The 24,190-nt window shown below is 53.3% G+C and carries 37 protein-coding genes; 1 reads left to right on the top strand and 36 read right to left on the bottom strand.

Annotated features, from left to right (window positions below):
* The 32 genes from OGV82_RS14230 to OGV82_RS14075 all read right to left on the bottom strand — a co-directional run bounded on the left by OGV82_RS14230 (position 1) and on the right by OGV82_RS14075 (position 21,559).
* On the bottom strand, positions 1–216 hold the full coding sequence (locus OGV82_RS14230; protein WP_114647465.1) for a tail protein X: 216 nt from the start codon (positions 214–216) through the stop codon (positions 1–3).
* The gene (locus OGV82_RS14225) at positions 191–661 is read right to left on the bottom strand and encodes a phage tail protein (protein WP_200098750.1); all 471 of its coding nucleotides are present in this window, start codon (positions 659–661) and stop codon (positions 191–193) included. Before OGV82_RS14225 ends, OGV82_RS14230 begins: the two co-directional genes overlap by 26 nt.
* A complete protein-coding gene (locus tag OGV82_RS14220; RefSeq protein ID WP_286451809.1) occupies positions 658–2,505 on the bottom strand; it encodes a hypothetical protein in 1,848 nt (615 codons plus the stop codon). The genes OGV82_RS14225 and OGV82_RS14220 overlap by 4 nt, the downstream gene beginning before the upstream one ends.
* 102 nt (positions 2,506–2,607) lie before the next feature.
* Positions 2,608–2,907: a phage tail assembly protein gene (locus tag OGV82_RS14215; RefSeq protein ID WP_058668935.1), complete on the bottom strand. Its 300-nt coding sequence runs from the start codon at positions 2,905–2,907 to the stop codon at positions 2,608–2,610.
* Positions 2,908–2,958: 51 nt separating this feature from the next.
* Positions 2,959–3,465, bottom strand: a complete 507-nt coding sequence (locus tag OGV82_RS14210) for a phage major tail tube protein (protein WP_058668933.1) — start codon at positions 3,463–3,465, stop codon at positions 2,959–2,961.
* Positions 3,462–4,931, bottom strand: coding sequence for a phage tail sheath family protein (locus tag OGV82_RS14205; protein WP_192466408.1), 1,470 nt, complete (start codon positions 4,929–4,931; stop codon positions 3,462–3,464). The genes OGV82_RS14210 and OGV82_RS14205 overlap by 4 nt, the downstream gene beginning before the upstream one ends.
* Before the next feature lie 39 nt (positions 4,932–4,970).
* On the bottom strand, positions 4,971–5,588 hold the full coding sequence (locus tag OGV82_RS14200) for a phage baseplate assembly protein V (protein WP_115625639.1): 618 nt from the start codon (positions 5,586–5,588) through the stop codon (positions 4,971–4,973).
* On the bottom strand, positions 5,581–6,135 hold the full coding sequence (locus tag OGV82_RS14195; protein WP_114647470.1) for a hypothetical protein: 555 nt from the start codon (positions 6,133–6,135) through the stop codon (positions 5,581–5,583). Before OGV82_RS14195 ends, OGV82_RS14200 begins: the two co-directional genes overlap by 8 nt.
* 11 nt (positions 6,136–6,146) lie before the next feature.
* Entirely contained in the window at positions 6,147–6,803 is a 657-nt protein-coding gene (locus OGV82_RS14190; protein ID WP_200098754.1) for a hypothetical protein, read from the bottom strand.
* Between the two features lies 1 nt (position 6,804).
* Entirely contained in the window at positions 6,805–7,161 is a 357-nt protein-coding gene (locus tag OGV82_RS14185) for a head-tail joining protein (protein ID WP_058668920.1), read from the bottom strand.
* Complete coding sequence (locus tag OGV82_RS14180; protein WP_190286975.1) at positions 7,161–7,496, bottom strand: DUF2190 family protein; 336 nt, start codon at positions 7,494–7,496, stop codon at positions 7,161–7,163. Before OGV82_RS14180 ends, OGV82_RS14185 begins: the two co-directional genes overlap by 1 nt.
* A 69-nt stretch (positions 7,497–7,565) precedes the next feature.
* A complete protein-coding gene (locus tag OGV82_RS14175; RefSeq protein WP_437268303.1) occupies positions 7,566–9,674 on the bottom strand; it encodes a ClpP-like prohead protease/major capsid protein fusion protein in 2,109 nt (702 codons plus the stop codon).
* Positions 9,628–11,142: a phage portal protein gene (locus OGV82_RS14170; RefSeq protein ID WP_114647473.1), complete on the bottom strand. Its 1,515-nt coding sequence runs from the start codon at positions 11,140–11,142 to the stop codon at positions 9,628–9,630. Before OGV82_RS14170 ends, OGV82_RS14175 begins: the two co-directional genes overlap by 47 nt.
* 8 nt (positions 11,143–11,150) lie before the next feature.
* The gene (locus OGV82_RS14165; RefSeq protein ID WP_047463010.1) at positions 11,151–11,366 is read right to left on the bottom strand and encodes a hypothetical protein; all 216 of its coding nucleotides are present in this window, start codon (positions 11,364–11,366) and stop codon (positions 11,151–11,153) included.
* Complete coding sequence (locus tag OGV82_RS14160; RefSeq protein ID WP_130028195.1) at positions 11,363–13,480, bottom strand: phage terminase large subunit family protein; 2,118 nt, start codon at positions 13,478–13,480, stop codon at positions 11,363–11,365. Before OGV82_RS14160 ends, OGV82_RS14165 begins: the two co-directional genes overlap by 4 nt.
* A 3-nt stretch (positions 13,481–13,483) precedes the next feature.
* Complete coding sequence (locus tag OGV82_RS14155) at positions 13,484–13,990, bottom strand: DUF1441 family protein (RefSeq protein ID WP_200098789.1); 507 nt, start codon at positions 13,988–13,990, stop codon at positions 13,484–13,486.
* A 227-nt stretch (positions 13,991–14,217) separates the two neighbouring features.
* On the bottom strand, positions 14,218–14,559 hold the full coding sequence (locus tag OGV82_RS14150) for a DUF6694 family lipoprotein (protein ID WP_200098755.1): 342 nt from the start codon (positions 14,557–14,559) through the stop codon (positions 14,218–14,220).
* 102 nt (positions 14,560–14,661) lie between these two features.
* Entirely contained in the window at positions 14,662–14,955 is a 294-nt protein-coding gene (locus OGV82_RS14145; protein ID WP_192466415.1) for a hypothetical protein, read from the bottom strand.
* Between the two features lie 128 nt (positions 14,956–15,083).
* Positions 15,084–15,314 carry a hypothetical protein gene (locus tag OGV82_RS14140; RefSeq protein ID WP_114647309.1) on the bottom strand — a complete coding sequence of 77 codons (231 nt, stop codon included), beginning with the start codon at positions 15,312–15,314 and terminating at the stop codon, positions 15,084–15,086.
* A complete protein-coding gene (locus OGV82_RS14135; protein WP_225622024.1) occupies positions 15,292–15,498 on the bottom strand; it encodes a hypothetical protein in 207 nt (68 codons plus the stop codon). Before OGV82_RS14135 ends, OGV82_RS14140 begins: the two co-directional genes overlap by 23 nt.
* Positions 15,455–15,724, bottom strand: coding sequence for a hypothetical protein (locus tag OGV82_RS14130; protein ID WP_192466404.1), 270 nt, complete (start codon positions 15,722–15,724; stop codon positions 15,455–15,457). Before OGV82_RS14130 ends, OGV82_RS14135 begins: the two co-directional genes overlap by 44 nt.
* 7 nt (positions 15,725–15,731) lie before the next feature.
* A complete protein-coding gene (locus tag OGV82_RS14125) occupies positions 15,732–16,361 on the bottom strand; it encodes a glycoside hydrolase family 19 protein (protein WP_192466403.1) in 630 nt (209 codons plus the stop codon).
* A 158-nt stretch (positions 16,362–16,519) separates the two neighbouring features.
* Positions 16,520–16,798 carry a phage holin family protein gene (locus OGV82_RS14120; RefSeq protein ID WP_115625647.1) on the bottom strand — a complete coding sequence of 93 codons (279 nt, stop codon included), beginning with the start codon at positions 16,796–16,798 and terminating at the stop codon, positions 16,520–16,522.
* Entirely contained in the window at positions 16,788–17,180 is a 393-nt protein-coding gene (locus OGV82_RS14115) for a phage holin family protein (RefSeq protein ID WP_047462987.1), read from the bottom strand. Before OGV82_RS14115 ends, OGV82_RS14120 begins: the two co-directional genes overlap by 11 nt.
* A 341-nt stretch (positions 17,181–17,521) precedes the next feature.
* Positions 17,522–18,121, bottom strand: coding sequence for a hypothetical protein (locus tag OGV82_RS14110; RefSeq protein ID WP_192466402.1), 600 nt, complete (start codon positions 18,119–18,121; stop codon positions 17,522–17,524).
* Between the two features lie 14 nt (positions 18,122–18,135).
* Entirely contained in the window at positions 18,136–19,170 is a 1,035-nt protein-coding gene (locus OGV82_RS14105) for a DUF968 domain-containing protein (RefSeq protein ID WP_192466401.1), read from the bottom strand.
* Complete coding sequence (locus OGV82_RS14100; protein WP_192466400.1) at positions 19,146–19,526, bottom strand: RusA family crossover junction endodeoxyribonuclease; 381 nt, start codon at positions 19,524–19,526, stop codon at positions 19,146–19,148. The genes OGV82_RS14105 and OGV82_RS14100 overlap by 25 nt, the downstream gene beginning before the upstream one ends.
* A gap of 2 nt (positions 19,527–19,528) precedes the next feature.
* Positions 19,529–19,729: a hypothetical protein gene (locus OGV82_RS14095; RefSeq protein ID WP_047462972.1), complete on the bottom strand. Its 201-nt coding sequence runs from the start codon at positions 19,727–19,729 to the stop codon at positions 19,529–19,531.
* Between the two features lie 125 nt (positions 19,730–19,854).
* Positions 19,855–20,100, bottom strand: coding sequence for a hypothetical protein (locus OGV82_RS14090; protein ID WP_047462969.1), 246 nt, complete (start codon positions 20,098–20,100; stop codon positions 19,855–19,857).
* Between the two features lie 46 nt (positions 20,101–20,146).
* Positions 20,147–20,380 (bottom strand): DinI family protein, encoded by a 234-nt coding sequence (locus tag OGV82_RS14085; RefSeq protein ID WP_024130419.1) that lies wholly within the window; start codon positions 20,378–20,380, stop codon positions 20,147–20,149.
* A gap of 298 nt (positions 20,381–20,678) precedes the next feature.
* Positions 20,679–21,314: a hypothetical protein gene (locus OGV82_RS14080; RefSeq protein ID WP_225622023.1), complete on the bottom strand. Its 636-nt coding sequence runs from the start codon at positions 21,312–21,314 to the stop codon at positions 20,679–20,681.
* On the bottom strand, positions 21,311–21,559 hold the full coding sequence (locus OGV82_RS14075; protein WP_192466399.1) for a DNA polymerase III subunit theta: 249 nt from the start codon (positions 21,557–21,559) through the stop codon (positions 21,311–21,313). Before OGV82_RS14075 ends, OGV82_RS14080 begins: the two co-directional genes overlap by 4 nt.
* A 283-nt stretch (positions 21,560–21,842) precedes the next feature.
* On the opposite strand from OGV82_RS14075, the gene OGV82_RS14070 reads away from it, so the two are divergent.
* Complete coding sequence (locus OGV82_RS14070) at positions 21,843–22,247, top strand: cell envelope integrity TolA C-terminal domain-containing protein (protein WP_192466413.1); 405 nt, start codon at positions 21,843–21,845, stop codon at positions 22,245–22,247.
* On the opposite strand, the gene OGV82_RS14065 is transcribed toward OGV82_RS14070, so the two are convergent.
* The 4 genes from OGV82_RS14065 to OGV82_RS14050 all read right to left on the bottom strand — a co-directional run bounded on the left by OGV82_RS14065 (position 22,238) and on the right by OGV82_RS14050 (position 24,188).
* Positions 22,238–22,399 carry a hypothetical protein gene (locus OGV82_RS14065; RefSeq protein ID WP_192466417.1) on the bottom strand — a complete coding sequence of 54 codons (162 nt, stop codon included), beginning with the start codon at positions 22,397–22,399 and terminating at the stop codon, positions 22,238–22,240. The two genes, OGV82_RS14070 and OGV82_RS14065, sit on opposite strands and share 10 nt — an antisense overlap.
* Before the next feature lie 299 nt (positions 22,400–22,698).
* Positions 22,699–23,253 (bottom strand): hypothetical protein, encoded by a 555-nt coding sequence (locus OGV82_RS14060; protein ID WP_225622022.1) that lies wholly within the window; start codon positions 23,251–23,253, stop codon positions 22,699–22,701.
* 3 nt (positions 23,254–23,256) lie between these two features.
* Positions 23,257–23,793 (bottom strand): hypothetical protein, encoded by a 537-nt coding sequence (locus tag OGV82_RS14055; RefSeq protein WP_233607620.1) that lies wholly within the window; start codon positions 23,791–23,793, stop codon positions 23,257–23,259.
* A 236-nt stretch (positions 23,794–24,029) separates the two neighbouring features.
* A complete protein-coding gene (locus OGV82_RS14050) occupies positions 24,030–24,188 on the bottom strand; it encodes a hypothetical protein (protein WP_200098757.1) in 159 nt (52 codons plus the stop codon).
* Positions 24,189–24,190: the final 2 nt, after the last annotated feature.

Below are 24,190 nucleotides of genomic sequence, written 5' to 3'. Positions count from 1 at the left end.
TTAATCCCACAAACTAAAAGGCGAATCCTCAACGGGCAGCACCAGATCAGGCAGGGTGATAAGCAGGCCGGAAGAGTAAACCGCCCCGTAATCCGCCAGCCCCTGATTTGCTTCCAGAACCTGTGTTACTGAATAAGAGAGGTTTTCAGTGCCATAATGCAAAGCGCAAATGGCATCCAGGACGTCACCGTCACGGGTTTGATATATCGTCGGCATAATGTTTTAACGTCATGGTCCAGTTTTTATTACGATGGCCCCCACCGGGCAGAAAGCGGTTCGTTGTATCCGAAAAGTCAGTCACTACCCACCACCCGAGCACATCCCCTTCACCGCTGACCAGTTGCAGGGGTCTGGCCATGTCAGCAAGATCAAAAAGGTCATTTACCGCATCCACGCCTTTTCGAAAAAAAGCGTGTGCCTGTCCTTCAAGTTTTACAGTCCGTCCGGGCTTGCCGGTGTACTGGAGCAGATCCTGGTTCCCTATCCGTTCCTGCTCACTCCACCGCCAGCTGGCTTCGCGTGTAAGCTGGTTATATGCGGTGGTATCAATCGAAAAGGCAAAATCCCCCAGCATCATCATGACACTGGCCTGCCGGGCGCCGCGCTGCGCGCCCGCCTGCCGCTGACCGGATTCTTCAATCAATGGAATAATTTCACTCACCAGATAAGCCCTCCATCAGTCAGGCTGTTATCACCGTTAAATGCAGAATTTTTTTTGGTTACGGCTGACACCTCATCCGCAATGGCTTTCTCATCCTGGCCCGGCGCTGCATTGATTTCGAACCGGTACTCAAATTTCCGGTTGTCGGTGATTTGCCGGGATGGCTGTTTATCCAGGCTGTCTATCCTCTGCAGCAGCGCGTCCCAGTATCCGGCATCACTGGTCGCCCGCGCCGGATCACCGGATACATCAAGTCTCCTTGCGGATGGTAGCGAGTACCTGCCCGGATCGCTGGCGCTGCCATGCCCCCCGTTGTCCGACGGTTCAGACACACCAGCCACGGGTAACTGAAACTTATCCCAGGCGCTGGTATTCTCCCGGGTATCACCAGTCTGGGATGCCCGCTCACGATTCTGCTGCAGGGCGGCATCCCAGTTCAGAAGCGTCCCGCTGCTGTCAGGAGTAAGGTACTTATCCAGTGATTTATTGAAGGTTTCGTCGTCGTTTTTGATAAATCCCCTGGTGCCGATGTACGCATTTTTCACTTCATCGGGCAGATTCGGGTTGTCAGCCAGCGTCTGCTCAAACCACTCTCCCTGTCCCTTTCTCTGAGCGGTCATTCGTGCGATATCAACCGATCCGGTCATTGCCAGAGATTTAAGCACCTCTTTCTGGTCAGCAGAACTGTCGGGCAGCAGCCAAGAAAGCTTTTTAGCCAGCGCATAAATAATCCTGCCGACAAAAACGACGCCCTGACCGAAAGACAGGACGCCCGGATACAGATCATTACGCAGAAAAGTAACAATGCGTTTTATCCCACCGCCTTTAAACCAGTCGGCAAGATCATCCGTCAGGCGCCGTACATCCGGGGCCAACTCATTACCCAGTTGCCCGGATATTTCAGCAACGGCGGAGGAGAACACAGTACGCAGGTTACTGATGGCCTGATGCCCTGCAATCGCACCCTCGGCCCCTTCTTTTGTGACGAGGTTATAGCGGCGCTGCTCATCCATCAGTTCGCGGTAACTTCTGCCGGACTGTTTGATGAGCATCAGCAGTTTGCTGGCTTCTCCTCCGAAAAGGGAATCCAGCGCAAAAGAGGCTTTTGACTCATCCTCCAGGCTGAGCGCGCGCTCAACAATTTTATTGAACTGCGCCATATCACTGAGTCCGGCAAAATCACCGGCTTTGAAGCCCAGCGTTTCAAAAGCATCCTGCAGCGAACCCTGCTTACCGTTCTGCTTATACTCACCGGCTTTATGCAGATACTCTTCGAACAGATCGCCAATGTTTTCCCCGTTCATATCGTACTGTTTTGCCAGCGTGTCCCAGGCGTTAAACGTAGTGACATCCACACCGTAGCTTTTTGCCACATTCGCGCGCTGGGCGGTTTCTGCGTTGGTGGCTGCCGGGGCGATAAGCGTACCAAGCGCGGAGGCCACCACACCGCCGCCGCCAATCGCCAGCCCCGGCCCGACCATCCCACCCAGTTGCCCGGCGATCCCCAGCCCGCGCCGGAACAGCCCCTTGCCAGCGCTCTTGAATGACTGTATGCGCTGCGCTTTCTGCAACTGTGCATTCAGTTTCTGCTGTTCAGTCTCTGTTTTCCTGATCTCCCTGGACACTTCCGAATAACGCCGTTTAAGATCGCCCAGGCTTTCCCCCGCCAGCTTTGCGCGTTTAATCTCCGCAGCCAGCTTTGTCTGGTCCTTTGTCAGCCGTTCAGACTGCCTGCCGATATCCTTCAGACTTTTCTGCAGGCCGTTTGCCGAACGGCTCCAGGAACTGTCGATGTTACCGCCGAAAGTAATAACGGCCTTAAGGTTCTGGCTTATTCCGGCCACGGTTCATTACCTCCAGTTCATCAGTCAGAAAATCGGTAAAAGTGCTGAACGGCATATCAAGATAATCCGCCATCGGAAAATGCAGACGCCGCCCGAGAAACCTTACTGCCCGGAGAAGTCCTCTTTCGGTCGCTTCGCGGGCGGGAGCATAAAAACGTTAAATGTGTCCAGCAGTTGTGCATAATCCGCCGCTGTCAGTTGCCAGATATCCCGTTCGCTGAGGTTGCAGAGCAGAGCGATCATGCGGGCTTCTTTTTCTTCTTCATTGCCACGATCCTTTGCATGAGCGATACGGTCACGAACAAGTGGCTCACGCATTGTCACTTCATCAAGTACCGCGCCCCCCTCAAGCGTGACGGGGGAGAACAGTTTGATTACACGGGTTTCACCGGGAATACTCATAAATAACTCCATAAAAAAACGGCCCGCAGGCCGTTATTGTAAAAAGGGGAATCAGAGGCGAACTTTTGCGGCCAGGCCGGACAGGACATCCACACCATTGACACGGCGCGCAAAACGCTCGGTATCAATGGCAAAAAGCTCCCGGCCTTCCAGCGACTGCCGGTAATAATTCACGGCAATATCCACCGTAACGGCATTTTCAGACAGGTTCTCTTTTCCACGGGCATCCGGTGTGACGGTCTGGACAAAACCTTCAATTTCCTCAACCGTCCCCCGCGCTGTACCATTGCCCAGATACCCCTGATAGGCCGTAAACCGGGAACGGCTGCCGCTGACAAAACCGAAGCTGGCAAGCATGTCAGCATCGATGCCATAAAATTTGACCTGGCAGGTCAGCGCCTCCATACCGTCATCCACCGGAGTGGGAGCGTCCTGGGCGCCGGTACGCAGATCTGTTTTAACAACAGCCAGAGACGGCGGCGTAAATTCATGCGCCCCCTGGATACGAATCCCCTGCCGGAAGAAGGTCCAGACGCGTAATGTATTTTTATCGCTCATGCTGCAAGCATCTCCTCAAGCGCATAGTTGTTGTTCACCCGGACACGCAGGCTGATGAGTTCAGTCGGCGATTTCGGCCCGAAATCGTAGTTGATGTACAGGACACCCGCAGCCATGCTTTCTGCGGTGTTCAGCTCTTCATCCAGCCAGGCCCGCCCGCCGAAAATGGCCCTCAGTCCCACAAGCTGGCGCATATAAGCATTGATGGTGCCGATAATGTCGTCCGCGTTCTCACGATCAAGAGGGCGGTCCACATACTCCAGCATGGCTTCCTGGATGCTGTCCTCAATCACATCCGCTGTACGTCGGACGGATTCAAAACGCCATTGTGGATCGGTCGCGCACAGCCGGTTCCCCCAGTGTTTAAACCCGGCACGGCGAATAATGGTGGAAACGTTCTGCATATTGAGCAGGTTGGCATCACAGTTCTCTTCGCCAAGAATAAATTCATCCACCTGTTCAACGCCCAGGATGTTGTAGATCTCCTGGTTGGATTTACTCCACCACCAGCCTTTTTCGTAATCGATTCTGGCGCGCAACCCGGCGGCAAAGGCAGAATAAGGACGGTACACCAGCTGGCCGTCAGCGTTACTGACCTGGACGCGCGGTCGCAGCAATTCTGTCCGTGCGCCATAGGACTGGCGGCGCTGCACCACTTCCTGCAGGGTTGCGCCGGAAGCACAGTCCACATAAGCGATCGCCCGGAGTTTTCCGGCGACGGTCTCCAGCGCTTTCCCCGCCGCATCGTCTTCACTGAAACCTGGCGCAATCACAATACGCGGATGATACGTGGTGACAGATTTCGCTGATGACAGCAGCCCGATCCCCTTCAGGACTGCCGCGCGCTGTTTAGTTTCCTCACTCTCCTGCGCAACACGCACAACCACCGTCAGCGCATTACGCTGATCGTTGATATCGGTCAGGGCCTGTTTCAGCGTCCCGTTATCACCGAGGCGGGATAACAGCGTGGTCCCGACGACCGCCACAGGCGTATTGAGCGGAAAAGGTTCATCCTCGCCGCCGGATAGCTGGAGGATGAATGGCGAAACAAGCCCGCCTCCGGCGCCTGCTGCCTTTACCTTTCCTCCTTCAGCCTCATTGACGACCCCGGCCACCTCTGCGGGTGTGGCGGTAATGACACCATTTTCATCGCAGCCCAGCGTGATCTTCAGGGTAAGCGACTCCGGGTCCCAGACCGCAGATGTCCCGACGGCAACCGGATTTTCTGCATCCGTCTGTCCGGCCACCGCTTCAACATTGATAATATTCCCGCCCCGCCCCTTCAGGGTTGCGGTGAAGTCGAGAACGTTATCCAGAATCGGCGTGCCGGATGACCCCGAAGCCGCTGTCCCGTCAGACGCGTCCGGGGCGGTTCCCACAAGGCCAATGATGGCCGTCTGAATCGTCGTGACAGCAACGGTTCCCGATGTCAGTTCAATTGTTTCAACACCATGTAACTGAGCCATGTTTTATCTCCAGGCATAAAAAAAACCTGCCGAAGCAGGTCACATTTTCTGATTAGTTTTTCCCGTGGTCCCGCCGCTGTCGCCGGGGTGATCATGGTCGTTAAAGGTCTCGCGGATTTTGCTCATACTGCCGGCTTTATCAGTGATCTCCTTCGTGGCACCGATATTTCCGCTCACATTCGTGTCGGCGTTGATCTGCGTTTTCCCCTGGACGGTGAGGGTGTCAGTGATTTCAACCGGGCCATCCAGCGTCCCTTTCCCGACGATTGTGTATGTGCCGCCCGCTGCCAGGGTGATCGTCAGGGCATGCGCCGCACGGTCGTACCGGATCTCAGTACCGTCTCCGTAGCGGGTGATATGCTCACTTTCGCTGCCTCCCGGTACTGGCATCGCGCCGGTATTCCAGCCCGGATACACCCGCCCGTTGTTCAGCTCACCGGCCTCAGACAGCACCGTGACCGCATCCCCCACCGCATACGGATTGGAGTCCGCACGGTTAGCGCCCGCAAAGCCCTGACAGAGCGGCAGCCAGGCGGTAACGATATCGCCCAAATCGACCCGGCATTTCGGGATACCGTCATGCTTCACTGAATGGATGACACCGCGCCGCACGATGTTCGCCAGCCTGCGCTGTAAGTCACCCTCAATATCACTCATCAGGTTTTGCCTCGTAAATCAGCCGGTAATCGTCCACATGCGCGCGCCCAATATCCGGTGCCTTACCGAGCCAGACAGCTTTAAGCGGAGCATTCAGCTGCGCAAACGGATCTGCACCGAAGGCCGCTGACTGTGTGTAAGAAATACGCCAGACAAGATAGTCATCCATGCGCGGATCAAATTCATCGCGCCCGGCATCAATGAAAACGGCGGGTTCAGGATAATTCAGACCGAACTGCTGTCCGTCGATCCACTGGGTAATATCAGCCGCCGCCGTGCGCAGGAAAATTTCTGGCTTGCTGACGCCTGAAGCGGCGGGGTCCACCACCACAAAGAGATCGCAGGAAAGCACCACGTTCAGTTGCCCTTCGTTTCCCCCGCCCTGCTCCCAGCCGTTAATGGTGAGCCAGACAGCGGGCGTGACCAGGCCGGAAAAGCGCGGTACATTTTTTTCCGGGTAGGCATCAGCATCCCGGACCCATTCAATTTTTTTCAGCGCGCCGATCACGGCGTCGTGATACTGCGCCAGCAGGAGTGGCTCCGCCATCGTTCATTACCTCAGACAGAAATACGGGCTTTCACACGCCCGCGCAGATCGGTTTCAAAGTGATGCATAAAAATCTCCATCACTTCTGCAAAGGCGTTATCCTCGATGTAGTTCAGCATCGGTTCGTAGATATCAATTTCAGCCTCATGGGTGCGGCGGGTCTGCGGGTCACGAATCACCACCGTCCGGCGGTTTTCCCGTCGGGAGCGTGCAACCTCGCCATTCTCAAACGTGCGTGCCGACAGCAGACGGCCTTTCGGCGTGAATCCCGCGTTATCGGCCTGCCGCCTGGCTTTAATGAATCGCCCGGTATTTTTGTCCCTGCGCGTGTGATGAGGTCTGATCCTGCCGGAAATACGCCCTTTGAGATCCTTCACTTTTATGGCGTTGAGACCAAACCAGAGACGAAAATTATCGAGGCGGGAACCGCGATCCAGACGGAATGAAAGCAACCGGCGACGCACCAGATTAATGCTTCTGGGAGCCAGACCATCTTTCAGATCGGCCATTGCCTTTTTCCGTAATGTGGCCGCTGTCCGCTTTAATGCCCTGGAATATGCCGCGCGAAATTGTTTCTGGGTTGCCCCAATGCTTTCCGCTATTCCCCAGATAGCATCCACATCAATATCGACAGGTAAATCCCGCCGCAACCGTGATCCCCGCGCCATATCAGCTCCACTTCGTTATTTCGGGCTGGGGCTTACCCGGCTCCCCGTATGCCAGGGTAACCCGTGTTCGCCCTTCTTCATCAGCACCGACATGAGTGACACGCCAGGGTAAATTGTTAATCAGGACCCGGTCGTGCTTTGACAGTCCGGCAATATCTGCGGTCATGGCGCTGAAGGCCGGGACATGGTTCTGGATTTCTCCGCCTCCCGGCACGCTGACAGGCGCGTCCGGCGATTCGAAAATCACCGTGACGGGCCGCTGCTCATCACCGACAGAAATAATGGCCGGAACCTCTTCGGCAAATGCCCGGTCTATCCGGGCATCCGCTCTCGCCAGACGTTCACGGAAGCGGTTCATCAGTAGCCAAGCCGTACAGGAATAAACTCGTCATCAGCAGCAGCCTCAGCCCAGGCCGTACCCGCCAGAGGGTTCGGCGCAGCCTCCTCACCCGCTTCCGCAGTCAGTTTACCGTCTGCCAGATACAGTTTCTGACCAACAGTGACCACTTCAGCCGCCTTTGGCAGTACGAATACGCCTGTGGTATGCAGTACGCCCCACAATCCTGCCGGGATATCATCGTGAGCTACGCCCACCAGCGCCCCTGAAAGTACGGCTTCACCTGAATGAATATCTGCCGCACCGGTATTATGAAAATCGAGAGTGTTGCCGTCCTGCTGATAGTTCTTCGCCATTTTTCTCTCCAGATGAAAAGGAGCAGCACGCGCCGCTCCGTAATAAAAAAACCGTCAGAAGACGGTCGTTTATTTTTTGGTGACTTTAACCATGCCGCGCCAGTCAAGCGGCGCCACCCCCGCATCGATGCGCACCTTGAATGCGGCACCGTCCACGGTGAAGCCCTGCTGCTGCTCCAGATATGGCGTATCAACACCGTCCAGATAAGCAACTTCGATAGTGTCGCGGCCCTTCGCCGCCGACAGGTAGTAATCTGTCGGACTGCTGTCATCCAGACGAGCTTCGGAAAGGACAGTTGCGAAGTTCTGGATCGGGTTATTAATGCCGCTGTTGGCATCTGCCCCCGGCACGCTGGCGGATTTGATCAACTGGTTAGCACGGGATTCAATAGCAACCGGCGTCAACGCAAAAGCCGGACGGATATTGAGATGACGATCGCCAGACTTCTGCAACAGCATCGCCTTACGTCCATCATCCAGTCCATCGATGCTCAGGTCAGCCGCTATCAGGTTGCCATGATCGGCGTGGAACAACGGCTTGCCGTCCGACATTTTCGGGTTGCTGGTCAGTACTGCCCAGACCAGATCGCCGACGGTTGCGCGCGCAGCGCCCCCCATAGCCATCGGAATACGAGTAAGCATATCCATATCGTCGTTAATGATGGCCTGCCGATCGATGCTGAAAAGCTCGCCATAGGTCGCCAGCGCAATGGGTTCTCCGCGATCCTTCAGGGTGACGTACTTATATTCCGCCCCGGCACGCACCTTGCGCAAGGTCGGGAAAGAGTCCAGACCTGCGCGATGCGCGGTTTTGAAATCGGTCAGCGTGCCCTTGCGGGTCCACTGGTCGAAGGTTTCGTTTGCCTCATCCCAGCCCAGCAGTGCAGCCTTGTGCGCCACATCCATCAGGATATTTCCGAAATCGCTGCTGCTGTGGGTGAACGCCAGCCCGACCATCGCCAGCGGTGCACCATGACCGGAAATACCGATACCGCGATCCACCAGCGACGCGCGTGCCAGTTCACGCAGGGTATAGCCGTTATAGGCGTTATCCTTCTCAGCCTGCGCATAGCCCGCCCGGGCCATGATGGCCGCGCGAATGGAATCACCGACAAGATTGCCGTTACCGGCATAAAGATGAATGGCGCCCGGGCCCGCACTCGGGGTTGTCCCTGCGGCCAGCGCCTGCAGCAGTTTGTCACGGGCTTTTTCAGCCGTGCAGGAAAAGTCGGCAAGGCATTCAGCCTTCAGCGTCGCGAAGGTCGGGAACGCCTCAAACACAGCGGAAACCGTATTTACGCGTTCCGCGTTCGCCGTCTGCATCTGCTGCTGTAGTTGCTGAGCCAGCGCGGTGATATCGATGTTTGTCATCTGCGGCGCGGGCTGTTGTGGTGCCTGCTGGGTCTGGGTTGCCTGCACTGGTGCGGGCTGCTGAACCGGAGCAGGCGGCTGATTCACAGGGGCTTCGGCACGCGGCGTAAAAAGGGTCTTAATCTGTTCAGGCATATTCTGGTAATCCTTCAGTTTATTTTCATTCACACAGGCCGCAGCCTGCAGTTCAGGTTCAAGCGTGTCGGCGAAGCCTTTTTCCACCGCTTCAGCGCCGTTGAGCCAGGTTTCAGCTTTCAGCATTGCTTCCAGTTCTTCCTGTCCAAGCCCGGTCTTGTTCATGTAGGCACTGAGCATCAGCGCTTCATTACGATCCAGCCAGTCGGCATAATCCCGCATATCGTCAGAATCCCCGGCGATACCACCCCACGGTTTATGCACCATAAGCCAGGCGTTTTCCGGCATATGCACCGTGGCGCCAGGCAAACAGACAATCATCGAAGCCATACTGGCCGCCACACCGTCCACCCAGATATCCACTTTCGCTTTCAGCCGCGCCAGGGTGTTATAGATCGCAAACCCCTGCATCACATCGCCACCGGGACTGTGAATATGCAAATCCACTGCGCTGGCGTCGAAAACACCGGCCTCCTTACAGTCCGTGACAAACTGCTGGGCGGTGATCCCCCAGCCGCCGATCACGTCATAAAGGAAAATCTCCACGCGCCCGGCGGCCAGCGCGCGGATCTCATACCAGCACTGGCCATTTGCGGCATCAACGCCCGCCAGGCTGGCGCGGGGGTTAATCATCATCTTCCGGCGGCTGCCCGGTTTGTTTTGCGGTTGCATCAGGCATAGCTCCTTTGTCGTTGGCGGCATCTGAATCAAACACCAGCCCGTGTTTACGGTTAAATTCGGTTTCGCGCATTCGCTGGCGTTTGACCTCCTGGGGAGACTGACCACGGGCGCGTATCCATTCTGCTTCGGTTCCCGCGCCGCCACGGACAATCCCCTTCCAGGCGTTGGCCTCTTTCACTGGGTCGATCCACGGCATCACCGGACCGAGATAGGTCGCGTTGAACAGCGTCTGGCGGTCTACATCTGACGGGATATCCATCGTGAGCAGCGCCATCGCCAGCCAGGCGCGATATACCGGGCGACTGTGCTGACCGACAAACCACTGCTGCAGGACGTTGTAGCCTTCCTGCCCCTCCACCAGTTCCTGCCGCTGGGCACTGTAAGTGCCGTTATAGTCACGGGCTATGCTGGAATAGGTGCCCCGGCTGCCAGCGGCGACGGCACGCAGCTGACCGTTGCGGAATTCATGGAGATGAACGTTCGGGCGGTTTGACTCAACCATCCCGAGATCTTCACCCGGCGCCAGATCGTCAAAAATCATGCCCGGCGCGATATCGAAATGACGGTATTTTTTCTCTGGCCCTTTCCAGTCGTCATCCCCTGGAAAACTGGCCGCATCCCCGCGTTTGATATAAAAGCCCAGCGCGGCAGCGATGCGGGCGGCTACACGTTCGCTCTCTTCGTAGTCCTTGATATCGCTCAGACGTTTAATCACGCCGTGCAACAGGCTGACGCCGCGCAACTGGTGCAGGCGTCGCCGCTGCGCAAGATGCAGCATGTTTTCTGCCGAAACGGTTTTAAGCTCTGCGCTGAAACGGGCCATGTTCGCCGGGTGATACTTATAGACGCGGTATCCCGTCGGCCTGCCCCATGCGTTGACGATAATGCCCTGCCGCACCTGCTGCCCGGCGACGCTGTTGAGATTCATCGGCACAAAATCGGCTTCAAGAAGTTCAAGCGAAAACGGCACGCTGGTTGAATGGGTCAACCCCGCTACCGGCCCGCGCACCAGCTGGGTAAAAATTTCACCGTCACGCAGCGCGGAGCGCAGGGCCAGCCGCTCAGCTTCCGGTCGCGTGAACATGCCAGTCACCTCCGGGCGCACCGACCATTCGGACCAGAGCGCGGATATCCTGGCCGCAAAATCTTCATGCAGCTTGCCATCCAGCCCCAGCGGCTGCGGCTCCACCTGAATCCCCTGCGCACCGATTACCCGCTCTTCCAGTTTGTCCAGCAGGCCAATGACGATGTCGTGATCTTCATCCAGCGCCCTTGCCTGCTCGCGCAGTGACACGCCAGCGGCAAAGACCGCCGTATCCGCAGAACGGCTTTCCCGCTTTCCTTTATGAAGGCGCGACGGCTGCGCGGCTTCATACGCCTGCAGCAGCATTCTGTTTCGCGCACGCGCAACCGCCCACCCTGGCGCAATGGCGCCAAGTGCTCTGTCAAAAATGCCCATGTGAAGCCTTAAAGAAAGTTAGCGAGTTTGAAAGAACCGCTGCGACGACTCACGGTTTCCCAGCGTTTTTCCCAGTATTCCAGCTCTTTACGCAGCGCTACCGGATCATGGTTAGTAATGGCGCGCCCGTTCACACCAGTGAAAGACACGCTTTTACCATCAAGGGAGTCACGGTAAGCCTGGCGAACCGTAACCAGCATCTGCTGAATTTCTGTTTTCGTCACAGCCAGCCTCCGTTTTCGCTGACACCCAGCCAGCCGCCAGACAGCGTGCTGGCCTGTTCAGTTTCTGAAACCGGAGACGAACGTGCAGGCACCGCTTTTTTCACAGCAATCTCCCTGGGGCGTTCCCCGTCAATAATGTTTGAATTGATATCCTGAGCAGCCGCCCAGGCTGGCGGTTGTTCCCAGTCACGGATTTTTTCGTAGCCGCGCAGGATCGCGACAGCGTGGGCATAACAGAAAAGGTCAAAGGCTTCGTTATTGCCTTTTCCCGGCTTACGCCATTTTCCGTCTGTCCCACGTTCTTCGTAGGTCAGTTCCTCGTAGAACCATTCCCCGAGCCAGTCAGGAAAATGGATATACCCTGCCCCGGGCGTTTCACGCTCAAGGTTATTACTGAGCTGGTCTTTAAGCAGGTCGGTCTGCAACAGATAAACCGGAACCTCGCCGCGCGCATCCGCCCGGCGATCACTTCGGTCAGTGTTATCGGGATGGGTTCTGGTAATGATTTTCTGACGTTTCGTGCTGTCCCCTTTAATCAGGTAAACCCGTTTACCCAGACCATCACGGCGACACTGACGCCAGAATTTATAGGCGTTATCCGTGACACCATCTTCCCCGCCACTGTCGACCGCCATTGCCAGTACAGGCATCCGCTGCGAAGGACTGGACTGGAGCGGATACGTTTTTTCCAGCACATCCGTGATCAGCAGCTTCCAGTCTTCAGGATAGGAGCCTGGATGCAGTGGCTGAGTTTCGCCATTTTCATCACAGCGCAGGGACTGGCGGATGTTATAGCGATCCACCAGCCAGCGTTCCCCGTTTTCACCGTAACCAATGATCTGGACCACAAAGCGGCGTTTCTTCCCGCCCTGCACGTCAACTGACGCCAGCAGGAAACGGACTTTGGGCGGCACCAGCCGTTTACCGTAATCTTCAGCCCGCTGCATCAGCACATCGGCGCGACGCTGCTCGCTGGCCGCGCGGGGCAGATACGGCCGTCCCCAGTCAGTGTTAATCACCGCGCGCAGGGTCTCTTCACTGCCGGTTGCTTCATAGTCCTGCTCCGCCGTCAGCAGCTTGTAGACCAGTTGGGACCAGGTCTGATAAGCCGCTGCCGGTCCTTCCATCCAGAACGACGCGATACGCGAACGGCGGCCTTCCCCCGTAATATTGCCTTCCCTGTCGATCACCAGGCCCTCACGTAACCAGACGCCCTTTCCGTTAAGTTCCCGCTTTTTATCGGCGGTAATAATGCCGTTACAATGCGGGCACTCAATATGCGCGGCTTCACTGGCTTTCACCGGATCAGGTGTTTCCCGGTAGCCTGTCATTGCCTCCATTGCAGGTTGAAAGTATTCCCCGCAGTGTGGGCATGGCCAGTACCAGCGGCGGCGATCGCCGCGATTGTATAAAGCCAGGATTCCGGTGGTTGGCGGAGCTTCGTGCGGCGATTTACGCCGCCACTTGGTATTGGTGATTTCCCTGCCCGGAGAGCTTTCGACCAGTGTCATCCCCGCAGACATAAAGGTGGTGGTACGTTTGGAGGCAAGGGTAAAGCCATCGCCCTCGCCATCAATATCTTCAGGGAAGCGATCGTAATCTGTCAGCGCCACGCATTTAAAATCTGACGAGGACATGATGTTGATGGAAGGCCAGCCAATCTTCAGGTAGTTCCCGGCAAGGAAGGTCCTGTCATGCACGTTGTTGTCGTTGCGTAACGGACTCAGCCGCTTTGCCACTTCCGGGCTGACACGAAATGTTCTGGCAAGACGTTTTTTGGAGTGTTCACGCGCTTTCTCTTCCGTCATCTGAACAATGAGCATATCCGACGGATCACAGACAATGTTGTACACCACCCATCCATCAATCAGACCGATTGTCTTACCTGTTCGGGCCGGGCCAACAAAAATGACAGCATCATATTCACGCGATGCCAGGCAGTTCATGGGTTCCACAACATAGGGGGCAAGGTCCGGATCCCATTTAACATAGTTACCCACACCAACCGGGACATGCATGTATTTATGTACGGCCTCGGCAACAGGCATTCGACGTGGCGCCCTGATGATCCCGGCAGTGTTTTTTCTGACCTCCGCCGCCGTGGCCTGTCGCATGGCTTACTCCTCTTCTGACGAACTGTCCTCCTGTTCCGGCGTATCTGCCTGTTCAACCTTCAGGGCAATCTGATCCCGCAGGTCATCAATTACTTTTTGCACCCTGACCACAGCAGCAGGTGTCATCGCGCAATCGCGCTCCAGAATATCCGGCAGCGTTTCCAGTACCTGAACGACGGCTTTCGCCATCGAGGAAAATTCGCGGGTAACTGCCGATGCCGGAATAAGTTCACCTGTTTCCTGCTGGAACTTAAGGCGTTCACGTTCAGACTGAAACCACGCTTTGCGATCGGGTGGCAGCATCTTATCGACGTCCACCAGTTCCGGTGTCGTTGTTCGGCCCAGCAGTTCCCGGAGAATATCCAGAACGGAATAAAGTTTGAGACGGGAATTACTGCCGGGAGCAGGTTCGACATTATTCAGCCTGCTGGCGACCGTCTGACGATGCAGATCGGTAAGCACCGCCAGCTGGTTAATATTAAGGCGGAGATTTTTCAGCTCGTTATCCATGATGATGAACAAAAATTAATCATTTCGACATCGTGAATAATTTCACGACTGAAATATCAACAGGTTAAGGGAATGATGATGATGCCGATAAAATGCAAAAAACCAGCCGTTTTCCGCGTGTCCTCGCCCCCTCGGTGTTCAGAATCTCCAGGAGGACCCGCGAAAATGATAGTGATTATCAATTGGGTACGGTATTAAAAAGGCCGCTAAATGCGGCCTCCGTGTCATTAATTCTGCTTGTATTGTTTCACCAGTTGCTCTTTCTTTTTCCGATAGCTATCGGCTTCTGAAATAATCTGTTCAGCAGTCTTCCCATTCAGTATGACTAAACGCATTTTTTCTGGAGAATAACTGCTATCGTTATTTATGACTGCCTGAGTAGCGTAATAGCTTAAAGCGTCTCGAATTGCTGACTTAAGTTCTTCTTTCTTAGCATCAGAAAGTGACTCAATAACTTTCTCACCTGAGTAACGCAAAGACTCCTGGCTTGAACCATCAAATTTTGGCGCATTATCACAGCCAGCAACGAATAGTGATAACGCTAACGCAATTACATATCTAATTTTCATAATGTCGACCTCATCCCTAACGGTAGGGAGAGTCTAACGAATAATCACAATGTATCAACACAGCATTATCACAGGCACTCAGCGAATGCCTGTTGTAATGCCTTACTCTTCGACTGTCGCACCTTCCGGCAGTTCAACGCAGCCAAACACCGGCATCCCCGGAGAGCGATCGTCTTCTACCGACACCAACTGCGATTCTGAGTACCAGCGCTCAGTAGCGCATTTATCAGCTGCCTGATAGTGAACAAGGTACTGATTCTCACCGTTGAGGTACTGCGCGCGGGCCTGAACTTCACCCCATTCATCACTGATACGCAGATTAACCAGCTGGCCCAGACAGAATTTAAAATCTTTTGCTACAGGCAGGATTTGGCCGCCGTTTTGCTCTTTTTCCATCATTCTCTCTCTTTTGGTCGTAAAAAAGCCCCGCTATTGCGAGGCTATTGGTCGCCCTGTTCGCTGGGCCAGCGCCGGTTGCCACCCGGTCTATGGCAGTGAATTTGGTTGCTGTAATGCCTGTCACATTAAGAGAAGGAGACGCCTAAATTAACTAGTACGGCTCTCTTTTCCTCAATACGACGGTCAAGCTCAGCCACAGCATGTGGGCGTATAGCATCCAAAAAGGCATTGTCCTGATAGGTAGATTGGATTGTTACCCCAAGCCCTGCACCACTCTCCAGAATACTTTTCTGTCGCTGTAGTTCTTTTATCTCGTTATTGATGTAATACGCTTCACTTAGGTTCTCTGCGTTCACGGGCAGACTCCTTCTTGCAGTTAGCCTGCACTGATTTGTTATGGGCCAGGATGTCGCGCTTGGTCTGCTTATCCAGCACGGCAATATCGTGTTCAGTAAGGTAGATGATATTCACCCAGTCACAGGCCGTGTCCGTTACTTCAGGTTTTGCGGGTAAAGTTTTCGCGCAACTCACGGTCAACATCGTCATCAGGAAGATGATTAACAGTCTGCTGTACATCCCTGGCTCCTTTTGTTTTCTCTACCCGGCGTTCTGCAACGGCTTCAGTAGCTGCCGCGCGTTCTTCTGTGCGCTGGATTTCGGCTTTGGCTTCCGCTTTACTGGTGCCGCGCAACTGGCCGAAACCAAAAGCACCAGCGATAGCGGCAATCACCGCTGCGGCCAGGCCGATAATCATTTCAAGTCCCATAGCAGCCTCACACCAGCACGGCTTTTGCCAGATTAAAACGGCGACGGCGGTCATCAAGACCGTTTTTACCGCCGTTGATGATGATCGTGATACGTTCCACATCGCCGGAATACACAAGGCATCCGCTGGTGGCAAAGAACCACGCTGCGGAACGCGCTGCATTTTCGTCCTGTTCCAGCAATTCCGGCTGTGTGACCAGATCCAGTTTTAGCGCCATGCCGCATTTGCGATAGTTGCTTAGCCCGGTGATTTGCTTCAGCCCGCGCCCGCGATATTTCCAGCCGTCACCAGCAATCTGGTTGCCCAGGTTCTTTTTGCCCCACTCGCCGCCGTAAACCAGATTGGCTATCGCTTTCTGATTAGCTGGTTGCGTTGCCGTTCTGCCGAGTGCGGCAGCCTGCTGTGCCGTGATACGGTGCTTGCCGAATACGGGAACAAGACGATCGGCTGCGTAGTTCAGACTTTCCACCAGCTTTTCATACCCGCCGGACTCATGCCCCATCTGCGCGATGAACATCGCCTGATCGAGCGGCGCAGTGATGCCGAATTCTTTCATTGCCGCGTCGATGTGCGGAAACCAGCGCGCAGATAATCCGGCGCTTATACCAGCCGCCTTCTGAAATTGTGATTGATTCATAAAATTACCCGCCAGGAAACTACCAGATTTAATAGGGATAAAAAAGGGAAACAGAGATGCTTTCAAATGTAATTTGATTCAAAATTCCAACCAAGAAAAATCCTAATACCTTTATGTAACCTTTGTGGGTTGTAGTGATGTCGTTACAACCCACTTTTTTATTTCTGAAGAATGTTGATTAAACGTGCCACGTTTCCCCGCGCCCATAGCACGGCGGCGCAAATTAGTACGTTACCCAACACCACAAACCAGTGAGATTCCTGATAGAGGCCGAACAGATACCGGAATGGGACGCTGGCATATACCAGCACTGTGAAGTAGGCCACCAGCGATATCAGAGGGCGATGTCTCGCGCTGCCGCGCTGGTAGAACATCAGCGCAACCACGATCACCCCACAAATTAACGCATTAAAGAATGCAGAAGGATCATTTAACATTACCCCCTCCTCCGCGCAGACGCGAAAGCATACCGAACAGGCTATTTAGATCCTGACTGTTGATGAATGTCAGCACCTTGATAGTGATGGCCGACACAATCACGGCGCCGAGCGCATCAAGCGGGCGATCACTGTAGCCTGTCCATGCTGAGAGTTTTGAGCCTAATAATCCAGCCCCAAGTACGCCAACAATGAACGATGTCATGAAGTATGCAGCCAGACGACCACGGGTAAGATTTGCAGCCGTTGCGACGTAGAAAACCGCGCCACCAAACGCACCAAACACAACGCCAAAATCGGTATGAGTAAAGATTCCGTAAATTACGGAACCCACCAGCCCACCTCCGAGCATCGCGCCGGAGCCAGTTACAGGATCGGACATTTAGCCCCCTCTATTGCTGTGAATCCTCTCAGAAAACTTGAGGGGAAATAAAAAAGGCCACCGGATGGCAGCCTTCATAAAAGATGTCTGGAATGAATCAGGAAAAATCGGCGATATGACAGGGGTACTGATGCAATGCACCTCGCGAATACCCCTGTCGTATCGCCGGAAAGCAAAAGCCCCGGCTGGCGGGGCTCTCGTCATAATCAAATTGTCGCTTCTCATCGCTGCCATCGTGGCGCAGCTCTGCCAAGCATGAATGGATTATCTAACTTTCTGGCCCGTTTTCAACGTTAACACTAAAAAACAGCACAAATAGCTAAATTAAAGTCTTTTCGTGACTATTCGGATAACAATTTCCGCGACGACAGAAAGACTTTTGCTCTGAAAATTTCCAGGCACCAGCGCACGCGCTTTCTTGCCTCCCAGTCGGTTAGCCACGGCGCTATTGCCCGCAACTCTCTTGTAATATCAGAGATTTTTTTTCGCGTGGTGTAATACTGAAGACCAACGACATATACCGGATCATTGACATCAAACGCCAGCAGCACGGATTGCTCAACAAAATCAACATCATCATTATGCAAAGCTTCATCAATTACGCTTGTGGCTGGCTGGGGCCATAGAATGGTGTGAGCGCGATTTAGTGCCTGCTGCCCCTTAAATCCCTCACTACGAGCCTGGTTCAGCGCAGCCGTAAAACGCTCCAGTGCCTTATCTGACCAACGTCCTCCCCTCAGTACATTCCAGCATTCATGTCCCCTTGGCATTCGAGGTGCAGTTCCTCCGCTCACACCTTCTCCCCATATCGTTAACAGTGATTTTATCCATGCCGACTGAATCCCGGTAAGGAGAGTACATTTCCCCAGCCAGCTTTTGCGGGGTGCCGATGCTGCTTTTTCCAGCGCTGCGCGGTGTGAACGTTTTTGACGTGGCGTCATGGTTTTTTCTCCTTTTATGCCAGCACGCCAAGCGCAAACGCCCGGTCCAGCACATTTTTCAACATTTCAAGCTGAGAACCGTATTTACGTTCAAACTTGACCGGATCGTTATGCAGTTCTGTGTGATGTTCACGGCACAGCGGAAGGGTAAAGCTGTCATGGGCTTTTGTTCCCATTCCTCCCTGCCCGTGCCCGATAAGATGATGGGGATCGTCTGATGGCATTCCGCAGCATTCGCACGGCTGGGTCTTCACCCACTGAACATATTCAGGATTTACCCAGCGAATACGTTTTGGCCGCTTCATAAGGGTTTGCGGGGATTCTGGATCAACGGTCAGCGTCACAGCAGGCTTTGTCGCCGGTATTACCGGAATAACGTCACCCGACAGCAATTCCAGGCGTTTTTCCAGAATGCTGGTGGCCGGAACCGAAGGGACGATCTCGCTTTCCTTATAAACTGACCGCAACGGTTCGTTCGGCAGTGCCAGAGCGCGGCTCGCCATCCCTTCCGGTATCGCTGCGGCGACGCCGGAATACACGGCCCACCAGCACAATTCCGCAAGTGAAAGCTCTCTGTCTTTACCACACCTTAGCGCCGCTAATACGTTATCAATCACCCACTCGATCAGGTTCTTGCGGGCCAGCGCCGAAAGTTGCTCCGTTGCCTGCTCCCGCAGCTGGTTATCACAATGCCAGCAGACACGTATTGCCCCCGGCTCGTGTCGCATATTGACCAGCTCGCTGTGGTGATACTCTGAATGCGGCCACTGGCAATGGCTTACCCGACGTCGTAACCATTCCTCCAGCGCCGTAATTCCTCCAGCAGCGCGGATCACCCGTTCATCAGTAAAAAACGGCACCAGCCCGCTGTCTTCTGCCAGCGGCTGGCGGGCATCAGGGATTTTCCCGGATGGCCAGCGCGTCATATACTCTGGCGGCTTTTCTATCAGCACCCGACCATGATGAAACAGACCGAGCAACTCACTGCCTGGCTTCAGCATTATCAGCCCCATTTCACGAACGATTACGGGTTTGAGCAGCGCGCGCATTCAATAATCTCCCGAATGATTATTTGCCCCTTTTCTCCCCATATTTTTGTGACGCGCCCGTCCCACACGCGGCTGTCGTCGTCAAATATCGCGTCAAGTAACGCCTTTTCGAGATTGTCCTTATCTGGTTTCTGCTGGTGCGGTTTCCCGCTCATTTCGGCGCGGCGCTTCCTGCTCCAGCTGGCGGGCATGGGAAGTATGAATGTGACGTGATAACCCGACTCAGGCAGTGAGACCTTGTTCAGCCTGACTTCATCGCAGAACGCACGATAGCGAAGCACCGGCGGGCGTTTCTGCCATTTATCCCGCTGAGTCATTCTGGGTTTACCGAGCGGCGTAATGTCGTAGACGTGCATAATCACCCCCACATCCGCGAGCGATACGATTTTTTAGTGCGCGCCGGGCTGGCGTTTTCAGTCAGTAATGCACTGACAATCCAAAAACATGGATCAGAGTCCAGACTTCTCTCTGTTTTAATGCCCTTTGCCCGGTATCGTTCCACCAGCTCATCGGCCTGCTCAGTGGTCAGCCCGTGATGAGTAAACCAGCTCCGTTTCATGCCACCTCCCGAATGAGTGGCAACAGAAATGCGCTGGCGTTGGGTAACGTCAGTGAGGATTGTATTTTGAAGTGGTTTTGCGCCATCGTTTTCTCCGTGGCGCAGCAGGTATAGGTTGTTCAGGCCTATGACGGGAGTGTAACAGAATTCAGAGAAACGCGATAACCAGCGCGTTCCAGCATCTGGGTAAAGAGGCTCGGCGTTCCGATAATCTCATCGTCCTTTAGTGGCATGAAAGACACCATGTTGCCGCGCCGGTACATCAGCGCACGCTCACATTCAGGAAATGAGTGCAGCCTGGCAACGATAACCCCATCGTGGCATCTGATGACTGCATAGCCTTTTTTTGGTAATTCTTCTAATACTTCCACCGAAAATCCCTCCCGAAAACCAGGGCAATAACCAAACGCTTATATATCAATAAAACCAGTCGTCGGCGCTTTCCCAGGTCTCCTGAAGAATCTCCTCAATGCGCTGCTTATCCCCTTTTTCACCCCCCAGAATACTCAGGCCATCAGCCCCTGCGCGGCGAATTGTAAGTTTTACCCCTTCATAGTTCTGGCTGAGCCTACGTAACAGTTCGGCTTCTAATGCTGGCACTGCACCATCAGGAAGTTTCTTTGTTCGATCAATAGTTAACTCAACTTTCATAGTGGCCTCCACTGCGTATACTGTGTTTTTATACAGTATACCTATAAAGCGAAATGATCAACGTTTTAAGAGCACGAATTGTTAACCCATAGACACAAATTTCAGGCGTAAAAAAACCCGCCGAAGCGGGTTTAATCATTAAGAGCATTTGCATCTGTGGCAGGTGAGGAGTTGAGATGGTGGTCGCATTTAAGGGGACTTAAATGCGCAGAAGTCACCGGAGTTGTTCAGGCTCCGATGACATGATTATGGCGGGTTGATTCCAGAAAATAAATTGTGTGGAAACGTTCCTCCTGCCCTACTCAGACATGGAAAGTTTTAGTTTGTCCTTAACGTGGAGAGTATTAATTAACCAAAAAGCCCCCAGTAAGCACATGCAGTGTGCGCTAGTGACTAATTTGCATATACGAAGACGATTTTCTTCCAAATCAGGAGGTAGATCGTTCATCAGAGCCACTGCGTAGATCCCATCCTTAAGGATTGGCTCAATAACTTGATGTATGTAGCCACCGTGGTTAATTTCTTCGATTTTTATTTTTTTAATCGTTTCCGCAAGCTTGTCAACTTCTTCATTTGTAATGACATAGTCAATTTTATGAGCGTACTTGTTTCGAATGCTGTTGAGTTCAGACATAGCATCAGCAAGTGATACAGGAAGCCCTAAGAGAACGGCAGCTGACAACTTCGGTGCAAAATACTTATAGCTTTTGATGGCATTGTACTTCTCTGAACCCTCAGGCCTTAAGTTCTCAATAACAACTCGAAGAAAGTCCTCATGAATTAGCATTAATTTTAATAGTGCTGCTGACTCATCTTCATAGTTAGCTATCGAAGCCATCTTATTCGGATCTAAAAAATAGCCAAAATCATGATCAATTTTAACGTAGTTTCCCTTGTCCATTATTGGGCTTTGTTCGATTCGAGAAAATTTCACTTACCTTCCTCCTGTTTGAGATATCGAGGGTCAGATGCTTTTGGCAGAGAAATACTCTGCTCCCGGTAATATCGTAACTGCTCAAGGAAATAGTCCCGCAGATGCTCTGGCTGCTCGCGCATCACCACTTCAGCGATAACCGGCATGTTCAGGCGCTCTTTGTACGCAACGCCGCTGGCCGCTAAATCCACGTTGATTTTGTCCTGATCGTCTTTCGGTTTTGCTGCGATGTTCCAGTCTGACATGATGAATCCCCCTCGATGCTTTGAGAGGGATTATACATTACGCAGCCATTTCTTTCGGCTGGCAAAGTTCGGGCAGATCCACCCGGACGAGCGCCGCGGCGAACGACGGCGGCACAGCATTACCGCAGCAGGAAACCCTGCATGGTAGATTTCGTGCAGTTGAAACATTAGTAATGAAGTCTGTCACTTCATTACTGAAGAAGTAATGTAACAATCATATTTTAAATCTCTGAAAATAACTATACAATTCAATAAATTGAATTTCAGCATGATGGGAACATATATGATAAAATTTTTAATGTTGATTGTGGTGACATTAACCATTGCAGGTTGCTCCCCTCTTGCACCTACAGGCTGTCAGAAAGAAAATGCAATGGAATCATGCGAATATAAGAGTTCGGGTAAAGTGTCGGATAAGGATATATATGGATGGTATTCATCCAGAATAAAAAAAGCTTTGGACGCAGCACTTACAGAGCCCCATGCCTGGAATGGTAAAAAATGTAACGCTCATCTGGATTTCAAAGTCGATGGCACCCTGCAAAATTTTATCGTGAAAGGTGGTGACAAAGATTATTGCGCTGCATTGCAAAAAGCTTCTGAAAGAGCGACATTCCCGGCGTTTACCGATCGGAGAGTTTACTTTAATATGGGTTCCGCAAGATGGAACTTCGAAGGTCAGCCATGAAAACTATGGTGCGCCGGGAGATCCCCGGCGTTCTCAACCTGAGAAAAAACCATTTTCACTTCCGCTGGCCAGACCGTTTCCTCAACATCCACCAGCAGCAGATTTTCCAGTTCAATAATCCTGTTAGTGGTGTATTGCGAAAGTTGATCCATCACTTCACCTCCGACCATGCCCGCTTATTACATCTCGGGAAGCGTTCTAGCCTCCATATCCAAATCATCCACAGCATCTTATGAAATTCAGGTAGCGCCTGATAATCATCAGCACTCATCTCGAGGGCCTTGAGTCGCCACTCTGCCACCTTGGCAACCCGCCATAACATCACCATGCAAAACAGAGTGCAAACAATAAGGAAACCGAAAAAAAGATAAGTAATCACCTCACCCCCATATAAATATCGCGGCCACAGCAAACGCTACACTAACAGTCGTGAACGCAGTAGGCCAGTCCATCACTTCACCTCCTGCGGCGATGAAAGGCTGACGATTGGATGCTCTTGCCCGTCAGCACCCTGATAACTGCCTATCACATTACTTTTTCTGGCTTCCTGCTGCGGTGCTGCTGCGAGCCCGCGAATGATGCGCTTGATACCCTCAATGCGGTCATCATCAACCGAGTCCACTGTTTCTATGCGATCGAGCATTATCAGTGCTGCGTTTGCTTCGTCGCTTCCCGTCCAACCATCCGTAGTCACCGGAGAGTTGCCAGCCAGCGGAATGTATTTCACTCCCCATGTTTCTGTCGGATCATTGCTACCCAGCATAAACAGAGGTGCGTTCGGGTCGCGTTTGTCGTCACTGTTGTAATCACTACGCAACCAGCCGATAACTGGCAACTTGTAACGCTGGCTTACATGTTCATCGTTCTGAGCATCACGCAGAGCGTAAAAGACTTTATTACGCAATTCGTTGAACTCGTCAGAGCGAATATCTTCAGCGCGGTACGGCGGCGCCATTAAGCTATAAACTATCGACAACTCACGTTCAGATAACTGGATAGTTTTCACGATTTACCTCCGTTGAGCATTGCTTGACGATTGCTTGACTGCATCACCTGACATCGCACCATTGTTGGGTTGCATGGTTGACTGTTGCTTGATGGCTTCCCTCATTTCGATGACATCACCGGAATGGTTGAGCATAGCGGCGCGGCAGGCGTTCCATATCTCCTGTGCATCGCCATCATGGAAGAGAGCGTCAGAATGGGACGCCATCAGGTCGCGAATTTCTACCGGGCATTCGTCCGGCACTACAGGCGCTGTCGGGCTACCCAACCTGGCCCGGGCCTGCCATGCTAACCATGCAGCGTTTTTCGCACCAACCCCAGCGATGGGGAGATTGTCTTCGTTATTCCATGCGTTGAATGCCGCGCGCTCGTCTATCGCCAACGGCGCTGGCGGTGCGGTGTAGAGCTTATCGCCAATCTTCAGACCAGATTCTTTCGGCGGGCGATAATAAACCAGCGTCCACGCTCCATTGATGAAAGCAACCGGCTCCGCCTTTCGCACATCAAGCAGTTCATCAATCGCTTTCACAGCATCAGACATTGCGTAACCGATGTTACCGCCATCGCGTTGTGCTGCGGCTTTTCTGAGAATATCGCTGATGCGGTGCAGGCGGTAATTTGAGAGAGGGCCTTGCGCCGGGTGGCTGTTGCTGTCACTGCCAGCCTAAAGCGATGCCAGCGCGATACGCGCCAGCTCTTTCTGTTCGCTGTTAGTGAGCGTTTTAACTTCACCGTTAAGATATGCGGCGATAAGCTCTCTGGTAATAGTGGTCATGTTTATAAACTCCAGCTTTCTTGTCTCGCCCGAGAAATCACATAATCCAGGCGCCGTTCCTCTTCACGTTGCAGCCATTGGCGAAACTGGCTTTGTGCGTTTTCACTTCGCTTGCGCATTTGTTCTTGCCACAGAAAATCAAAAAATTGTTGATTATCCATCA

The sequence above is a fragment of the Citrobacter sp. CK191 genome, from assembly GCF_030333435.1.
Taxonomy (GTDB): domain Bacteria; phylum Pseudomonadota; class Gammaproteobacteria; order Enterobacterales; family Enterobacteriaceae; genus Citrobacter_B; species Citrobacter_B koseri.
Note: the sequence above shows the minus strand (reverse complement) of the source record. Positions and strands in the feature narration are given on the sequence as shown.

Bases quoted from the DNA above. Each gene is read 5' to 3' on its own strand.
- OGV82_RS14230 (WP_114647465.1), bottom strand. From the start codon at position 216: ATGCCGACGATATATCAAACCCGTGACGGTGACGTCCTGGATGCCATT.
- OGV82_RS14215 (WP_058668935.1), bottom strand. From the start codon at position 2,907: ATGAGTATTCCCGGTGAAACCCGTGTAATCAAACTGTTCTCCCCCGTC.
- OGV82_RS14210 (WP_058668933.1), bottom strand. From the start codon at position 3,465: ATGAGCGATAAAAATACATTACGCGTCTGGACCTTCTTCCGGCAGGGG.
- OGV82_RS14205 (WP_192466408.1), bottom strand. From the start codon at position 4,931: ATGGCTCAGTTACATGGTGTTGAAACAATTGAACTGACATCGGGAACC.
- OGV82_RS14200 (WP_115625639.1), bottom strand. From the start codon at position 5,588: ATGAGTGATATTGAGGGTGACTTACAGCGCAGGCTGGCGAACATCGTG.
- OGV82_RS14195 (WP_114647470.1), bottom strand. From the start codon at position 6,135: ATGGCGGAGCCACTCCTGCTGGCGCAGTATCACGACGCCGTGATCGGC.
- OGV82_RS14190 (WP_200098754.1), bottom strand. From the start codon at position 6,803: ATGGCGCGGGGATCACGGTTGCGGCGGGATTTACCTGTCGATATTGAT.
- OGV82_RS14185 (WP_058668920.1), bottom strand. From the start codon at position 7,161: ATGAACCGCTTCCGTGAACGTCTGGCGAGAGCGGATGCCCGGATAGAC.
- OGV82_RS14180 (WP_190286975.1), bottom strand. From the start codon at position 7,496: ATGGCGAAGAACTATCAGCAGGACGGCAACACTCTCGATTTTCATAAT.
- OGV82_RS14175 (WP_437268303.1), bottom strand. From the start codon at position 9,674: ATGCAACCGCAAAACAAACCGGGCAGCCGCCGGAAGATGATGATTAAC.
- OGV82_RS14170 (WP_114647473.1), bottom strand. From the start codon at position 11,142: ATGGGCATTTTTGACAGAGCACTTGGCGCCATTGCGCCAGGGTGGGCG.
- OGV82_RS14160 (WP_130028195.1), bottom strand. From the start codon at position 13,480: ATGCGACAGGCCACGGCGGCGGAGGTCAGAAAAAACACTGCCGGGATC.
- OGV82_RS14155 (WP_200098789.1), bottom strand. From the start codon at position 13,990: ATGGATAACGAGCTGAAAAATCTCCGCCTTAATATTAACCAGCTGGCG.
- OGV82_RS14150 (WP_200098755.1), bottom strand. From the start codon at position 14,559: ATGAAAATTAGATATGTAATTGCGTTAGCGTTATCACTATTCGTTGCT.
- OGV82_RS14145 (WP_192466415.1), bottom strand. From the start codon at position 14,955: ATGGAAAAAGAGCAAAACGGCGGCCAAATCCTGCCTGTAGCAAAAGAT.
- OGV82_RS14135 (WP_225622024.1), bottom strand. From the start codon at position 15,498: ATGTTGACCGTGAGTTGCGCGAAAACTTTACCCGCAAAACCTGAAGTA.
- OGV82_RS14130 (WP_192466404.1), bottom strand. From the start codon at position 15,724: ATGGGACTTGAAATGATTATCGGCCTGGCCGCAGCGGTGATTGCCGCT.
- OGV82_RS14125 (WP_192466403.1), bottom strand. From the start codon at position 16,361: ATGAATCAATCACAATTTCAGAAGGCGGCTGGTATAAGCGCCGGATTA.
- OGV82_RS14120 (WP_115625647.1), bottom strand. From the start codon at position 16,798: ATGTTAAATGATCCTTCTGCATTCTTTAATGCGTTAATTTGTGGGGTG.
- OGV82_RS14115 (WP_047462987.1), bottom strand. From the start codon at position 17,180: ATGTCCGATCCTGTAACTGGCTCCGGCGCGATGCTCGGAGGTGGGCTG.
- OGV82_RS14110 (WP_192466402.1), bottom strand. From the start codon at position 18,121: ATGACGCCACGTCAAAAACGTTCACACCGCGCAGCGCTGGAAAAAGCA.
- OGV82_RS14105 (WP_192466401.1), bottom strand. From the start codon at position 19,170: ATGCGCGCGCTGCTCAAACCCGTAATCGTTCGTGAAATGGGGCTGATA.
- OGV82_RS14100 (WP_192466400.1), bottom strand. From the start codon at position 19,526: ATGCACGTCTACGACATTACGCCGCTCGGTAAACCCAGAATGACTCAG.
- OGV82_RS14095 (WP_047462972.1), bottom strand. From the start codon at position 19,729: ATGAAACGGAGCTGGTTTACTCATCACGGGCTGACCACTGAGCAGGCC.
- OGV82_RS14085 (WP_024130419.1), bottom strand. From the start codon at position 20,380: ATGAAAGTTGAGTTAACTATTGATCGAACAAAGAAACTTCCTGATGGT.
- OGV82_RS14075 (WP_192466399.1), bottom strand. From the start codon at position 21,559: ATGTCAGACTGGAACATCGCAGCAAAACCGAAAGACGATCAGGACAAA.
- OGV82_RS14070 (WP_192466413.1), top strand. From the start codon at position 21,843: ATGATAAAATTTTTAATGTTGATTGTGGTGACATTAACCATTGCAGGT.
- OGV82_RS14065 (WP_192466417.1), bottom strand. From the start codon at position 22,399: ATGGATCAACTTTCGCAATACACCACTAACAGGATTATTGAACTGGAA.
- OGV82_RS14055 (WP_233607620.1), bottom strand. From the start codon at position 23,793: ATGTCTGATGCTGTGAAAGCGATTGATGAACTGCTTGATGTGCGAAAG.
- OGV82_RS14050 (WP_200098757.1), bottom strand. From the start codon at position 24,188: ATGGATAATCAACAATTTTTTGATTTTCTGTGGCAAGAACAAATGCGC.